Origin of the sequence: Anabaena sp. CCY 9910, from assembly GCF_963920875.1 — a bacterium.
Lineage (GTDB): Bacteria > Cyanobacteriota > Cyanobacteriia > Cyanobacteriales > Nostocaceae > Trichormus > Trichormus variabilis.
In genome coordinates, this window is sequence record NZ_CAWUDJ010000004.1 from 106,086 (window position 1) to 121,972 (window position 15,887).

12 protein-coding genes and 1 pseudogene are annotated in these 15,887 nt (G+C 42.8%); 10 read left to right on the forward strand and 3 right to left on the reverse strand.

Features of this window, described 5'->3' with window-relative positions; translation table 11 throughout:
- Positions 1 to 415 precede the first annotated feature (415 nt).
- Both ACM5QX_RS05455 and ACM5QX_RS05460 read left to right on the forward strand, forming a co-directional pair.
- Entirely contained in the window at positions 416 to 1,342 is a 927-nt protein-coding gene (locus ACM5QX_RS05455) for a GGDEF domain-containing protein (RefSeq protein WP_414752716.1), read from the forward strand.
- 567 nt (positions 1,343 to 1,909) lie between these two features.
- The gene (locus ACM5QX_RS05460; RefSeq protein ID WP_414752717.1) at positions 1,910 to 5,791 is read left to right on the forward strand and encodes a DUF2157 domain-containing protein; all 3,882 of its coding nucleotides are present in this window, start codon (positions 1,910 to 1,912) and stop codon (positions 5,789 to 5,791) included.
- Positions 5,792 to 5,796: 5 nt separating this feature from the next.
- On the opposite strand, the gene ACM5QX_RS05465 is transcribed toward ACM5QX_RS05460, so the two are convergent.
- Together ACM5QX_RS05465 and ACM5QX_RS05470 are read right to left on the reverse strand one after the other, a co-directional pair.
- Positions 5,797 to 6,030, reverse strand: a complete 234-nt coding sequence (locus tag ACM5QX_RS05465) for a hypothetical protein (protein ID WP_414752718.1) — start codon at positions 6,028 to 6,030, stop codon at positions 5,797 to 5,799.
- Positions 6,031 to 6,300: 270 nt separating this feature from the next.
- Positions 6,301 to 6,468, reverse strand: a pseudogene (locus tag ACM5QX_RS05470) (alkene reductase); the annotation flags it as partial.
- Positions 6,469 to 6,725: 257 nt separating this feature from the next.
- Between ACM5QX_RS05470 and ACM5QX_RS05475 the strand changes: the two are divergent.
- The 3 genes from ACM5QX_RS05475 (at position 6,726) to ACM5QX_RS05485 (ending at position 8,747) form a co-directional block, all read left to right on the forward strand.
- Positions 6,726 to 7,706, forward strand: coding sequence for a decaprenyl-phosphate phosphoribosyltransferase (locus tag ACM5QX_RS05475; protein WP_011319963.1), 981 nt, complete (start codon positions 6,726 to 6,728; stop codon positions 7,704 to 7,706).
- Between the two features lie 43 nt (positions 7,707 to 7,749).
- Positions 7,750 to 8,334 (forward strand): YqeG family HAD IIIA-type phosphatase, encoded by a 585-nt coding sequence (locus ACM5QX_RS05480; RefSeq protein ID WP_011319962.1) that lies wholly within the window; start codon positions 7,750 to 7,752, stop codon positions 8,332 to 8,334.
- Positions 8,335 to 8,408: 74 nt separating this feature from the next.
- Positions 8,409 to 8,747 (forward strand): DMT family transporter, encoded by a 339-nt coding sequence (locus ACM5QX_RS05485; protein ID WP_011319961.1) that lies wholly within the window; start codon positions 8,409 to 8,411, stop codon positions 8,745 to 8,747.
- A 29-nt stretch (positions 8,748 to 8,776) separates the two neighbouring features.
- Here ACM5QX_RS05485 and ACM5QX_RS05490 read toward each other — a convergent pair whose 3' ends face one another.
- A complete protein-coding gene (locus ACM5QX_RS05490) occupies positions 8,777 to 9,727 on the reverse strand; it encodes an NAD-dependent epimerase/dehydratase family protein (protein WP_414752720.1) in 951 nt (316 codons plus the stop codon).
- 684 nt (positions 9,728 to 10,411) lie between these two features.
- Between ACM5QX_RS05490 and purD the strand changes: the two genes are divergently transcribed.
- From purD to ACM5QX_RS05515, 5 genes are all read left to right on the forward strand, one after another.
- Positions 10,412 to 11,689, forward strand: a complete 1,278-nt coding sequence (gene purD, locus ACM5QX_RS05495) for a phosphoribosylamine--glycine ligase (RefSeq protein WP_414752721.1) — start codon at positions 10,412 to 10,414, stop codon at positions 11,687 to 11,689.
- A gap of 144 nt (positions 11,690 to 11,833) precedes the next feature.
- Positions 11,834 to 13,786, forward strand: a complete 1,953-nt coding sequence (gene nblS / locus ACM5QX_RS05500) for a two-component system sensor histidine kinase NblS (RefSeq protein ID WP_414752722.1) — start codon at positions 11,834 to 11,836, stop codon at positions 13,784 to 13,786.
- Between the two features lie 100 nt (positions 13,787 to 13,886).
- Positions 13,887 to 14,252: a dihydroneopterin aldolase gene (gene folB / locus ACM5QX_RS05505; protein ID WP_414752723.1), complete on the forward strand. Its 366-nt coding sequence runs from the start codon at positions 13,887 to 13,889 to the stop codon at positions 14,250 to 14,252.
- A gap of 271 nt (positions 14,253 to 14,523) precedes the next feature.
- Entirely contained in the window at positions 14,524 to 14,958 is a 435-nt protein-coding gene (locus ACM5QX_RS05510) for a SufE family protein (protein WP_011319956.1), read from the forward strand.
- Positions 14,959 to 14,977: 19 nt separating this feature from the next.
- Positions 14,978 to 15,880 carry an alpha/beta fold hydrolase gene (locus tag ACM5QX_RS05515; protein ID WP_414752724.1) on the forward strand — a complete coding sequence of 301 codons (903 nt, stop codon included), beginning with the start codon at positions 14,978 to 14,980 and terminating at the stop codon, positions 15,878 to 15,880.
- Positions 15,881 to 15,887: the final 7 nt, after the last annotated feature.

Sequence of the window (15,887 nt, forward strand, 5' to 3'; positions counted from 1 at the left end):
AGCAGAAAATCTACTAAGAGTGCAAACCACAATAATGAATACAGAGTTGCGCTGAAGTTCATACTAAAAACATATCTTTAATCACGGTGTTACATAAATGTGGGATTATTTATGTAACGCCGTGAGCATAAGGAGTTTGAGGTTTCAATACCTCCTATTTCATCCCATGATTTAGCAATATCCTTTTAACGGATATATCATTTAGCATTCTGGATTAAATTTCGACCTCTAGGGCTAAAGGCTAAAGCTCGTGAAAGGGAAACAAGTTCTGAAGTAAGACTCAAGTCTCTATGGTTTCAGTGCCAATGTACCCAGCTTGAAAATATCAATGTCTGTCAAGAGTAATATTTCGGTACTTTTGTGTTAAAATTTTACAAATTATGGACGGTGTGTCGATAACAACAGCCGTGGTGTTGTGTCAAAAATAACTAAAAAGGCTGTTAAAAGAGGGAATATGCGTTTAATTGAAATATTAGAGGCTAAACCTAAATCATTTTCAACTTTATTAAGTATATTTACGGTTAGTCTCATAGGGTTAATTGACTACTGTATTTCTCCTGAAATTTCTGTATCAATCTTATATTTACTTCCCATTGGCATTGCTGCATGGTTTGTCAACAAACATACAGGATTTTTCGTAGCAGTAAGCAGTGATATTACTAACCTTGTTGTTAATCAAATTCAAGATCAATATCATTTGCATCCTTTAATTCATTTTTGGAATGCACTGGTAATTTTAAGTTTTTTTCTGTTTGTTAGTCATCTGCTTTCACAACTAAAAACTACATTAATCAACTTAGAGAAATTAGCACGTACAGATAATCTCACTGGGTTGACCAATAGAGGATTTTTTTTAGATATAGTCAATAGCGAGATTGAAAAATCTTTGAGGCACCGCGAACCTCTCACACTAGCTTATGTTGATGTTGATAATTTTAAACAAATTAACGATCAGTTTGGTCATGGTTTTGGCGATCGCCTGCTGCAAATAATAGCAAAAAGCACTACTAACACTCTACGCAAAATAGATGTAATTGCTAGACTTGGTGGTGATGAATTTGCTATTTTATTACCGCGTACAAGTTATGAATCAGCAGAAGTAGTACTTCACCGATTGCATACAGTTCTTCTAGCTTCAATGAAGAAGGAAAATTTATCGGTAACTTTTAGTATTGGTGCTATTACTTTTAATAATCCGCCAAAATCAGTAGCGGAAATTATCGAAGTTGCTGATAATTTAATGTATTTGGCTAAAAAGAAAGGTAAAAATTTATTGCAGCATGAATTATGTGATTGGAAAGTAGAGAGTGAAGATTGGAAAGTGGTGAATAGTAAGTTTTGAATTACTATAAATGACGAAAAAACCCCGGCTACGTAACCGAGGTGATTAGGAGAAGTCCAAATGTCAATTAAATGTATGAATATTGAGTTTTAATTTCGTTAACTTGAATATAAAAAAATATTCTGTTGCCTCATATAAATTATTGTAACGGATTTGTTACGAATTGGTCAACAACAATTGACATGAAAATTTTTATAAAATTCATAAGTTATTATTATGTTTTAGATGACCAAGCAGAAAATCTCATTAATGGTAGTGAGTTAACTTCAGCAATAAGCTATTAAGCGTGGAAATTACATAGTCACTGGTAGGTTGGTTAACTGTCAACAGCTAACACTAAAAAATTTGCAAGTTAAAAGTAAGAACAGCTTACTCGACGTTTAAAAAAGTCATGAATTTATAGCAGGGGACACAAAAAACTAGAAGAGATTGATCAGTGCGCCATGCCTCAGGATCATTCCCATTTGTAAAAAATTAATTAGTCAGCCAGACAAGTGGCACAGCGATCGCATAAATATAGACTAAGCCAATGATGATGTTACGTATATACTGATACGTCTGCGATTTATGTCATCGCCCTCTGATCACCCATTGAGAATTGAACTTAGGCTCCCGTCTTCCCACCCTGAACTACTGGAAGGGTTGGATATATGGTTGCGTTTGGGTCTAATATCAGACACTCAAGTTAAGCAAATATGTCGAGATTACCTTGTTTGTCGGATAGAGTTACAATCCCAGACTGTCCGGGAACCAGAAAGGGTAGTTGCAACTATTAGAACACCAGAAAAGCCTTTAGTTGCTCAGTTACCAGAAAAACCCAGAAAACAACCAAAAGAAGCGACACAACCCAACATCGCTACCAGAATGTTGCAGTCGCTAGGAGAGGAACTAAGTGTTCGTTGGTTATTATTTCTAGGTGTATTCTTAGTTGTAATTTCATCAGGTGTACTAGCGGCTAGTCAATGGGAGAGATTCCCAGCTTCTGGACAGTATGGGGTTTTATTGGCTTATACTTTGAGTTTTTGGGGCTTTAGCTTCTGGGCTGGTAGACAAAATAACTTGAGATTAACAGCGCAGACATTATTGATTGTCACATTGTTATTAGTACCAGTTAACTTTTGGGCAATGGACAGTTTTAGGTTGTGGCGTAATCCTTTAGATTGGTTAACAGTAGCGATCGCCGCCCCGATATTAACGGTAGTAACAGTATTGCTATGGAGAAATCGCACAGTTATCACCAATTTCCCCAGAGGAAAATTACCGCTAGTAAATGTTCTAGGGTTGAGTTATTTGCATTGGGGGTGGAAGTTACCAGGATTTCCCTTAATTGCAGTTTATGTGGCGATGATCACTACAACCATCATCACAATTTATCACAGTCGTCGCCAACCTATACCTTTAGCAGATGAAGGTGAAGCATCCCATAAACCAATTATCAATATATATGCTGCCTTCATTGTTTATGCCTTATTACTTCTGCTATCACGGGCGATTTTCGTTGCTGGGGTGGAGATTACCCAATTAGGTTTAGCCATTGGTATTTGTGGTTGGTTAACAACTTGGCTAGCACAGCAAGAAAGACAAAAACAAACATCCCCCATATCCCCATTTCCTTGGGAAAAACTCGGCGGTATTCTCCTCTTGATTGGTTGGCTAGTAGCAGTCATAGAACAGCCAGCCCAAGCGATCGCCGTCAGTGGCTTGATTTTATGGGTGGGAGGAGTGCGCCTATATAGATACAGCTGGCGAGGTGACTTAGCCTTGATATTTGTCGTCGGTTTACAGGCGATTTGGCTAGGTTGGCGATTAGTTCCCTCTGGATTCAAGCAATTAGCGATCGCCGTTGGCACCCAACTTACCCAAGCGCAAAATGAACCTTGGGCGTTAATCAGTATTGCTTTATTTCCTTATATAGTTTTCATGGTGGTGCTGACAGAAACCCTGCATCATTACCGCAAGCGTGAGGTTGCACAGTTTGGCGAATTTTTAACACTGCTACTGGGTACTTGTCTAACAACGATCGCCACAGTTAATCCTACCTTGCGATCGCTCAATTTGTTGTTATCCACCACCACCTTAGCAGTCATCAGCAAACGTCGTTCTCCTGTACCTGTTCCTTTGGTATACCTGACTCACGTTGGTGGATTGTTAACACTTTGTTCAATTATCGATAAACTCTTACCCAACCTAGATTTACATATTTGGGCCAGCATTTTCCTCCTGTTGATGTTGGCAGAGTGGGTGTATAGTTTGGGTACGGGATTATGGCAACGTAGTGGCTGGTATATCGGTTTAGGGCTAGCTGTTGTTAGTTTTTGGTTATTGTGGAATAATGCACAGCCTATCTGGACGGGTGGCGTTGACAGCCAAGCCCATTGGAATGTGATTTGGTTAGTTACACCCATAGCCCTGACAGCTTTAGCCAGTCGCACAACAGACCATCATCGTACCACCAATAGTCTTTTAAGCATCCTCACGGTAGGGATGGCACAGTTATTAACCTTACCCTTACCTGGAACCAGATTGATTAGTTTGGCGGTGAGTACAGGTGTGATGTATGCCAATAGCCGCTACCTACCCAGTCCGCAAGTTGCAGGAGTTACCATTGGTTTTGGTTTAACCTTCATTGGGGCATTGCTATGGGAAGTTTTACCGCGTTTTACATTTGCAGGATGGTGTGTTGCAGGTGCGATCGCTACCTTAAGTTTATGGTTAGGACGCACAGTATTACTACGCCGTAACCAAGAATTAGCCAGTATCTATGCAGATGCAGCAGATAAATGGGCGATCGCCTTATGTGGCTTAGAACTATTAAATCTCACCCGTCATTCCCTAGTTGTTTATCAAGGATTTGAAGCTCCTGGGATTTTATACTTAATTGCTACAGCCATCACCTTAGGGGCAATTACTTATCGTTATTGGCGACAACCCACAGACTGGGCATTTTATGGGATTGGTTGGTGTGTAGAGTTATTGATTGCTGAGGTTTTGGGATTTGGAGAACGTTCAATTATTCGCGTAGCCATTGCCAATATCGCCTTGGGTTTATTCACCCAATTGTTAGGCGAGTGGTGGCGACGACGTTACCAATTAACCAAACTACCCAGTAGTTTCCACATCTTGCCTATATTTTATGGTTTATTTAGTGTACTGCTGCGGTTTAACACCTTTACCGATTGGTCTGGGTTGTGTTCCTTGGGTGTAGCCTTAATTTTCATTGGTGTAGGGCGACGTAGCCAAAACTTGAAACCTCTACTTTACTTAGGGATTATTGGTGTATCGGTCTCAGCTTATGAGATGTTGTTCTATCAAATGTCACAAGCCTCCGGTGGTGGTTTAGGTGACGGTTTAATTGCGATGGCTGCTTTGGGTACAACTATTATGTCTGCCTACCGCATCCTCACCCCTTGGCTGATAAATTACCTACTTCTCAGCACCCAAGAACTGAAACTCATCGCGCATCTACACTGGGCTTGGAGTAGTGCTTTACTAATGACAGCAATTACTCTACCCATCCAAGTTAATCGCCTTGTGGGGCTGGGAACGGGAGTATTTTTAATTACCTATGCCATCCTACAAGGTAGAACCAAACCAGATGAACCAGTTTCCCGTGTTTTCGATCGCATCACCACCGCAGACTTATGGGTTTACCTCGGCTTTGTATTAATAGCTGGGATGAGAGTGTATTGGCGGGAAACTGCCGTGGGGCAAATAATCACAGGGGTTTTAGTGCCTTGGAATGGTGCGATCGCCTGCGTATTTGCTTATTTCTTATATATCTTACCGTGGCAAAGTTGGGGATGGTCACAAAAACCTTGGCGACAAGCCGCCTATATTGTGCCACTGGTAATTTTAGGAGAAACCAGACTCTACGTTCACCCACTCACTCTACTCATAGCCGCCGGCTTTTACGTCTTTTTAGCCAAAGTAGCCGAGAACATCCGTTTTACTTATATAAGTGTGGCGTTGATAGATTGGGCGCTATTTTCCTGGTTGCATCAGTTACGCCTCACCGATAACTTATGGTACGTCACAGTTATTGGTTTATCACTGCTGTATATTGCCCAAGTCGATCCAGAACTGATCCAGCCAGAATCTAAACTCACTCGTCACAGCCTCCGAATATTAGGTAGTGGCGTAATATGTGGATGGGCAATCCTATTTCACCAAAATGCACCCCTTATACCTGGAAGTTTCGCCTTAATTGCCATTTTTACTGGATTAGCTTTAAGAATCAGAGCCTTTCTCTATGTTGGTACAGCCACGTTTTTCATCACCAGTATTTACCAGTTAGTAATTTTTAGCTTACGTTACCCCTTCTTAAAATGGGTTGTCGGCTTACTTGTTGGTATTGCCCTAATTTCCATCGCCGCCAACTTTGAAACCCGCCGCGCTCAACTAAATTCCATACTTCGCAACACCACCAATCAATTTGACGAATGGGAGTGATCAATTCACAATTCACAACTTGCCAGCCAAAGATTAATTTTTCTACAGACGCGATTAATCGCGTATATTCTCACACTACTTACCATGATTAGTTCTTGGAGATGAGAGCGATCGCTCTCATCTCCTTTTTCTCTGCCGTATCCACCTTTAGCAATCAGGGTTCCTGAATAAAAAGGACGAAAATCAGCAACGGGAATCGCTTTCCCACCATGTCGGATATCTGCGTCTGATGCTTCCATCAAGTGAAGATATCCCAAACCAAAAAAGTTAAGGGACTTCCAACTAAAAAAATATACAATCACTGTGGTAAGCAGGGGAGGCAGGGGAGGAAGAATACAATGATCATATTTGCTCTGACCCGTTGAATAATTTATTTTCTAAGTAAGTCGATGCAATAAAACCAAACTATGTAAATAAAAGTAAATAAGGCTCAAACTCTTTCTCCCCCTGCTCCCTGCCCCCTGCCCCCTGCCTTATCCCAACAATATTTATTTACGCCGACCTACTTAGAAGTCCCTAAGTGCAGCGATCGCATAGCTAAATAGGGCTTTGGGATCAGTATTATGGATATCGTTAAAGGTGTTGCTTGGTGAAAGCTTAATACCTACCCGATCTGCCCCCCAAACACTAGATACAGCCTCCGTCACTTCCAAGAGAAACCGCACCCGATTTTCTATATGTCAATTCCAGGGGCAAGTATCTACTGAGTGATACGATGCAAACTTCAACATGAACCCAAAAATAAGTATATTGTTATACGTATTTACTTAGTTGGATATATTGCTTTTATTTAATCTTCAGTAGAAACTATTAAAGATTGAGTAAATTAAATGATTTTTTAAGTAAAAATTGTTCAAAAATAGTACTATTCGGGTGGTAAAAAAACTTACGTACTTAATTCAGCCAAATATTTTTAGTAAAAAATCATAAACTTATGGACACCGGACGCAATTCTTTGCCCGCAGGCTCCTTATGGATGAGTATTTTTCACAATCTGGCATCTCATTTAGCAGCTATGCGTCCCAAACAATGGACAAAAAATCTCGTGGTATTTGCTGCGCCGTTGTTTGCCTTCAGTATCAATCTACAGTCCTTGCTAGGCGGATTGTTTGCATTTATACTATTTTGTTCTGCGTCCAGTGGTTTTTATCTCATTAACGATATTGCCGATGTCGCCTCAGATCGTCAACATCCTGTCAAGTGTAAGCGGCCAATTGCGGCTGGGTTGGTGAGTATTCCAGTAGCAGTCGGGATGGCATTGTTGTTGCTGGGTGGAGCTTTGAGTATCAGCTGGTGGCGATCGCCACAGTTAGGTGCAGCAATTACAGGGTATGCAGTTTTACAAGTTGCTTATAACCTAAAACTCAAACGCCTAGTGATTTTAGATGTAATTGCGATCGCCACCGGATTTGTCTTACGTGCTTTTGGTGGTGCGGCGGCAACAGACATTGTTTTATCAGCTTGGTTTTTACTTTGTACAGCAATGCTGGCGTTATTTTTGGGCATTGAAAAACGTAAAGCCGAATTGCGTTTGGCAGAAATTCAAGGTACAAAACTCCGTGCTGTACTCAAACGCTACTCCTTACCCCTTTTAGGACGGATGGAAAGCGTAGTAACTACAGGTACAGTCCTCGCTTATGCTCTTTGGAGTTCAGGGCCAGCTTTACGTGGCGCATCAACTCCTTGGATGCTAATAACCTTACCATTCGTACTGTATGGTATTTTCCGCTATCAACTTCTCAGCGACCCCCAAGAAATTGCCCATGAAGGCGAAGATCATCTAGAAAAAGGTGGACGCAGTGAAAGACCGGAAGAAGTCTTGTTAAAAGACAAAGGAATTCTTTTCACGGTAATTGGTTGGATCTGCACTTGTTTTGTAATTCTATGGTTAAAAAATCAGGGAATTATTCAATAATTGACCATGAGATGGGTGTTATTTGAATTCGGAGCAAAGCGACGTGACGCATATCAAAACTTGGTTGAGTAAACTGCATTACTCAACCTCCATAGAACAGCCTGATAAATTACCAAAACAAATCCTGACTTTAGCTGAAATTAAAATTGACTGGCTCAAAAATGTGGGAATTCGAGGTGTTATTCTTGACCTAGACAACACCATCATTTCAGAAGACGATCGCTACCTTTCTCCTTGGGCAGAAGATTGGATAGCCGAAGCCAAGTTAGCAGGCTTAAAGCTTTTTATCCTCTCAAATGGGAAACGTCGCTACCGCGTTAAATATTGGTCACATCGCCTTGATATTAACGCCATCAGTCCAGCCAATAAACCTTTTCCCTCAGCATTTCGCAAGGCCATAACTCAGATGCGCTTGCCATCAAAAAATGTCCTAGTAATTGGGGATAGTTTACATACAGATATTATGGGGGCAAAGCTTTCTGGATGCCCTTGTATTCAAGTTGCTAGTTTACCCCATCCACCGCGCTGGTGGGAAAAATTAGCAGGTAAATGGGTACAAATACCTTATCCAAAGGGTAAAGAATTATGGGAATTTGAAGGAGCGTTTGGGTATAAAATCTTTTTGTAAATAGCTGAGTAGAAATGAAAGTAATTTACTCTATTTAAATCAAACTATATAATAAATTTCCTAAATTAGTATTTATGAATAATCCAATTATCTTCGCTTTATTAATTCTCACTACAGTAGGTTTAAATACACTAGCACAAACCCTATTGAAACTAGGCGCAGGACAGAACCCGTTAAATTTATATTTAATAGGTGGGATTTGTTGCTACGGCTTAAGCACAATTTTTTATGTATTGGTTTTAGGGAAACTAAACTTATCCATAGCCTACCCATTAGTCATCGGATTAACTATTGTTCTAACCACAATAGCCGGGGCTGTAGTTTTGCGAGAAAAAGTTTTAGTTTCCCAATGGATAGGCATAGGTTTGTTGTTGAGTGGAATTAGTGCGATCGCTTTAGCTAAACCCTCTTAGTTTAATCCAAGCGATCGCTTTCACTGGCTCTAGGCGTACAAAGCCTTCACCCACTGCCATTCTAGGCTCAAACCCTCCCGCAAAGAAACCTTTGGTTCATATCCTAAAATTTTCCGTGCCTTAGATACATCAGCAGCCGTGTGACGTGCATCACCCATTGCCTTTTCTATGTGATTTCTCTTAATTGGCTGACCAACAATTTGTTCCATTGTGTCTAAGACCTCAGCCAAAACCACCCTACTACCACCACCAATATTAAAAATTTCTCCTACAGCAGTTGGTACACTAGCAGCCGCTAAATTGGCCGCTACAGCATCGCTCACAAATGTAAAGTCACGAGTTTGCTGTCCATCTCCGTAAACAGGAATCGCCTCATCCTGTAAAACCGATTTAAAAAACTTATGGAAAGCCATATCAGGGCGCTGTCTAGGGCCATATACAGTGAAATAACGTAGAGCCACAAACGGCACACCGAAATTTTTGTGATACAGTCCACACAAACGCTCTGCGGCTAACTTAGTAATGCCATAAGGAGAAACCGGTTGCGGAGGAATTCCTTCGTGAGTAGGTAAGGTTTCCGCATCCCCATACACACTAGAAGTAGATGCAAACACAAACCTAGTTAATTGTTGAGCATCCTTAGCTGCTTCCAACAAAACTTGTGTAGCATTAATATTACGCTCAGTATAAGCACGGAAACCTTTACCCCAACTTGCCCTAACTCCCGCCTGCGCCGCCTGATGGTAGACCACAGTCACATCTTGGAGGAGAGAGGGCCAATCTAGAAACTGAATATCTCCTTCAATGAAAGTGAAGTTAGGCGACGATTGTAAATAGGCGATATTTTTACGTTTTAACAAGGGATCGTAGTAATCATTCACTTCATCAATCCCGATTACTTCTTCACCTTGTTTTAGGAGGGTTTCTACCAGGTGCGAACCAATAAATCCTGCTGCTCCAGTAACTATAATTTTTGCCATGTTACCTACTTTATTCTTATTTTCTTAGTTTCTATAGGAATCCGATTTGATTATTGAACAAATCTAAGTATTTGTAGGGTGGGCATTGCCCACCGTATCATTATTTTGGTGGACATTGACCACCATACCTATATTTCAAAAATCAAGTACGAATCTCATATATTCACAGGTTAATAGTGACAATGATGTTACGTCATTATTTCCTAGTTATTTTTAAAACAATTATTCTAAATTTGACAATTGATTATGGGATTGGGGATTGGGGACTAGGGATTGGCTCACAAGTGTAGGTTTTTTAACAAGTAGTGAGTCATGACTCTCAGGCTAACGAGAAAATCATCATTTCATTAACCCTGACCGAAGAGGCGGAGGGGCAGGGAGCGGGGAGCAGGGGGAGTAATCCCTGCCCAGTAGCCGTGAAGCGGAGCGGAACAGGGGTACAAGCCCCGTCCTTCTAGGACGCTTATACGGGGAGGAGTCCAAGCTCCGTCCCGGTCTTCCCCCTTGCCCCCTGCCCCCTGCCCCTTTTCCTCTTCTTGACACCCCTACACCCCTAAACCCTGACACCCCTACACCCCTACAATTCCCCACCATAGGACTTGCATCAGGGTCAGAATTGGTGAAAAATTGATCCGCGAGAGTCATCAGTTACTCTCGCTTCGCCAGAGACGCAAGAGGGAATCAGTGAAAGTTTTAGTTGTCGGTAACGGGGGACGTGAACACGCTCTAGCGTGGAAACTGTTGCAATCACCGCAAATTGAGCAAGTCGCCTGTGTACCAGGAAATGGGGGTACGGCAACTTTGGCACATTGCCAAAATGTAGCTTTAGCCGTGGACGATTTTGAGGGAATTAGTCAATATGCGTTGAATCAGGGTTTTTCTTTGGTGGTAGTCGGGCCGGAAGTACCATTGGCAAAAGGAATCACTGACTATCTACAAGAAAAAGGGTTGATGGTATTTGGGCCCAGCCGAGCTGGGGCGCAAATTGAAGCGAGTAAGGCTTGGGCAAAAGCGCTAATGCAGGAAGCGGGGATTCCTACCGCTAAGGCTGCGGTATTTACAGAGGCGGCAGCAGCCAAGTCATATATTCAGGCACAGGGAGCGCCTATCGTCGTCAAGGCCGATGGTTTAGCTGCCGGTAAGGGTGTCACCGTGGCGACAACAATTGAGCAGGCACAGAGCGCCATTGATGCCATATTTCAAGGGCAGTTTGGTAGTGCGGGTGAGTTTGTTGTCATTGAAGAATGTTTGACTGGGCAAGAAGTTTCTGTGTTGGCTTTGACGGATGGGCTGACAATTCGGCCCTTGTTACCCGCCCAAGACCATAAGCGGGTTGGGGAAGGAGATACAGGGGAAAATACAGGCGGGATGGGAGCTTATGCACCAGCGCCAATTGCCACACCAGAGTTAATGGCGCGAGTGCAAACAGAAGTTTTAGAAAGAGCGATCGCCACCTTACAATCTAAAGGCATTGATTATCGTGGTGTACTCTACGCCGGGTTGATGATTACACCTAATGGCGATTTTAAGGTTTTAGAATTTAACTGCCGCTTTGGCGATCCAGAAACACAAGTTATCCTCCCCTTATTAGCCACCCCCCTAGAAGAATTGATTCTGGCTTGTGTACAGCAGCGTTTAGGGGAACTACCGCCCATTGCTTGGCAGGGGGGAGCATCCGCCACCGTCGTAGCAGCTGCCGGCGGCTATCCTGGGGATTATGAAAAAGGCCAAGTCATTACCGGCATTTCCCAAGCAGAAGCCACAGGCGCAACGGTATTTCATGCAGGCACAACATTGAACGCCCAACAACAGATAGTCACAAATGGCGGCAGAGTCCTAAATGTTACAGGAATCGGAGAAAATTTCCAACAAGCCCTCGCACAAGCGTACACTGGAATTAAAGCCATAGACTTTTCGGGCATATATTACCGGAGAGATATTGGTTATAGAGTCAATAGTTGATAGTCCAAAGTCCATTGTTAACTGTTGAGTAATAACAACTAACAACTAACAACTGACAACTGACTAATGACTAATGTCCAAAATAACTGTTAATTTTTAAGTTGTTGGGGTTCATAACCAAAGCTACTAACAACTTTATTAGAGATGCTGGCGCTGTTAAAAACAATTCGAGAAGCGATCGCCAATTGGTGGTCAGAGTTCACACTCCAGACTAAACTGTTAGCCGCAGCCACTTTGGTGGTTTCCCTGGTGATGAGCGGTCTCACCTTTTGGGCGGTAAACACAATTCAGCAAGATGCCCAAGTGAATGACACCCGTTTTGGGCGGGATTTGGGTCTACTTCTGGCTGCTAATGTTGCACCCCTGGTTGCAGACCATAATCTAACTGAAGTTGCCCAATTTTCCCAACGCTTCTACAGCAGCACTTCTAGTGTGCGTTATATGCTCTACGCTGATGAAACGGGGAAAATCTTTTTTGGCATTCCCTTTTGGGAACCAGAGGTAGAAAACTCCCTCTCAATTGAGCGACGCATACAATTACCAGAAGAGTACCCTGGTGACGGCGAAAAGCCAATGGTACGGCAACACATGAGTCCAGATGGAACGGTGACTGATGTGTTCATTCCCCTAATTGCCGATAAAAAATACTTGGGTGTGTTGGCTATTGGCATCAACCCCAACCAAACAGCCGTTATCTCCACCAATTTTACCCGCGATGTCACCATTGCGGTTTTTATTACGATTTGGGTCATGGTGATTTTGGCAGGGGTGGTTAATGCCTTGACTATCACCAAACCGATTAAAGAATTATTGGTAGGGGTAAAACAAATCGCGGCTGGTAATTTTAAGCAGCGTATTGATTTGCCCTTGGGAGGCGAATTAGGAGAGTTAATTCTCAATTTTAACGAAATGGCAGAGCGCCTAGAGCGCTATGAAGAGCAAAATATTGAGGAACTAACAGCCGAGAAAGCCAAGCTAGAAACCTTAGTTTCCACCATTGCCGATGGTGCTGTGTTGATTGACAACAATATGCAGGTGATTTTAGTTAACCCCACAGCCAGACACATTTTTGGCTGGGAAGGTGCTGATGATGTGGTGGGTAGTAATGTGTTGCATCACCTACCGCCGACGGTACAAATGGAAATCACCAGACCACTATACGAAATGGCAGCAGGTGAATGTGATAGCGCTGAATTTCGCCTGACTCTCAACCAACCCAGTAACCGCACAATTCGCATTCTTTTGACTACAGTCCTCAATCTGCAACGGGAAAGCATCAAAGGTATTGCCATCACGGTGCAGGATATTACCCGTGAGGTGGAACTAAACGAAGCCAAAAGCCAATTTATCAGCAACGTTTCCCACGAACTGCGAACGCCTTTATTTAATATCAAATCTTTTATTGAAACCCTCCACGACTACGGCGAAGACTTGAGCATAGAAGAACGCCAGGAGTTTCTGCAAACAGTTAATCATGAAACCGATCGCCTAACTCGTCTTGTTAATGATGTTTTAGATTTATCTAAGTTGGAATCTGGTCGTAGCTACAGTTTCGATGGTGTAGACTTAGCCCAAGCTATTGAACAGACACTACGTACCTATCAACTCAACGCTAAAGATAAAGGTATCGAACTCATTCAAGATGTTGCCCCTGGCTTGCCACTAGTCTTAGGGAATTATGATTTACTATTACAAGTCTTAGCTAATTTGGTCGGCAATGCCCTCAAATTCACTCCCTCCGGTGGTAAAATAGCCATCCGTACCTACGTATTACACACTAAATCCAATTCCCCCAATCAGCCTACCCAAGTGCGGATAGAAGTTGCTGACACAGGTATTGGTATTGCCCCAGAAGACCAACAAGCGATTTTTGACCGTTTCTTCCGGGTAGAAAACAGAGTTCACACTTTAGAAGGCACAGGTTTAGGGTTGTCGATTGTGCGAAATATTGTGGAACGACACCGCAGTAAAGTAAACCTAGTCAGTGAAGTAGGGGTAGGTACTACTTTTTGGTTTGACTTAATTTTGTTTGAAGACGAAGCACCGAAAAAGATGGCGGAGTCTGGTGAGGAGAAGGCAGTATTGCCAGCTAATTAGGAAGCTAATCAAGGCAACATCGGAAATAGGATAGAAGAAAACTTAGCACTTTGCTATAAAATCCTTCTGGGGAAAATTCTATGCAAAGGTGGGGATTTAGATGGACTGCATTCACTTAACGGAGATTCGCTGCTATGGCTACACCGGCTACTTGCCAGAGGAACAGGTGTTAGGACAGTGGTTTGAGGTGGATGTCAAGTTATGGTTAGATTTATCCGCAGCTGCTAAGAGTGATGAGATAGCCGATACTCTTGATTATCGCAGCGTCATTAGCTTAATCAAAGACTTGGTGAAAACCTCTAAGTTTGCTTTAATAGAGCGTTTAGCTGGTGCGATCGCTGATTCTATTATCCAGCAGTGCCATGAGGTAACACAAGTCCAAGTTAAACTCACCAAACCCGCCGCACCCATTCCCGATTTTGGCGGCAAAATTAGCATTGATTTAACGAAAACTAGGACTAAGTGAAAGGATACAGTAGAAAAACTAATGACAACTGACCCTTACGGGTACTCTCCGAGAACCCCTCCGGGGAACGGCAGTTGCTTTAAGTCGGGGAACCCGACGACAGTCGCTTCAAGTCGGCAAAGCCGCCCACAGCGCTGTCTCCCCAACGCACTGCTTCACAACTGACAATTGTACAGACGCGATTAATCGCGTCTCTGACAACTGACAACTGACCATTGACCAATCAGATAATCTAAACTCAAGGTGAGACCGATTATTTGCAGATGCTTTTATGTCCTCTAGTTTAGATTCTTTACCACCTGCACTTGCTAAACTTGTCCAACGCTTTCAACGTGCTACCGACCCGAAGCGCCGTTATGAACAATTGATTTGGTATGCTCAAAAGCTGCCAGAGTTCCCAGAAACTGGTAAAGTCCCGGAAAATAAAGTTCCTGGTTGTGTTTCACAAGTTTACGTGACCGCACACTTAAATGATGGTCATGTTGCGTATGAGGGAGACTCTGACTCTCAATTAACTAAAGGATTACTTGCGTTTCTCATTGAAGGGCTAAATGGACTGACTCCCACAGAAATTGTCCAACTAACTCCAGATTTCATCCAAGCCACTGGTTTAAACGTCAGCTTGACACCTTCCCGCGCCAACGGATTTTACAACATATTTAAAACCATGCAAAAAAAGGCGCTGGAATGTAAGTTAGAACCATAGGGCTGATGATGGAAAAATTATGTCTACCAATGTGTTATCCACCTCTGATCCTACTGGGTTTGGTGGAGTAGTTCATGAATTTCTCTGGCAGTGGGAAGGTCAACCATTACGGGTGGTGTATGAAACCCTTGGTCAAGGTTCACCACTTTTACTATTACCAGCTTTTAGCAGCGTATCTACCCGTTTGGAAATGGGTGAAATGGCTAGGTTACTAGCTCCCCATTTCCAAGTAGTCGCAGTAGACTGGCCAGGATTTGGAGAATCTTCTCGCCCCAGTTTAGATTACAGACCAGAAATTTATCAGCGATTTTTAGAAGATTTTGTTCAGGCTGTTTTTTCTACCCCAATTACTGTGTTAGCGGCTGGTCATGCGGCTAGTTATGTGTTGCGACTAGCACAAAAACAGCCAGATGCTTTCTCAAAGATTGTTTTAGTCGCACCCACATGGCGCGGCCCCTTGCCAACGATGGGGGCAAGTCAGCAGGTAGCTGGTATCGTGAGGGGATTAGTGCGATCGCCCATTGTTGGACAAATCCTCTACAAACTCAACACTACACCCTCATTCTTAAATTTCATGTACCGCCGTCATGTTTTCACAGACGCGGATAGACTCACACCCGCTTTTATCGATAAAAAGTGGCAAACAACTCAAAAACCAGGAGCCAGATTTGCTTCTGCGGCTTTTGTCACAGGCAATATTGACGCTGTACACAATCAATCTGATTTCCTCGGACTAGTCCAGTCTTTATCTGTACCCCTGATGGTAATTATCGGTGCATCAAGTCCACCCAAATCACGAGAAGAAATGGACGCTGTAGCTGCAATCCCCGGTGTGCAAAGCGCTGTAGTTCCCGGTTCTTTAGGACTGCATGAGGAATACCCAGCAGCTATTTTCACCGCCATTGAGGATTTTTTATTTTAGGGGTGTA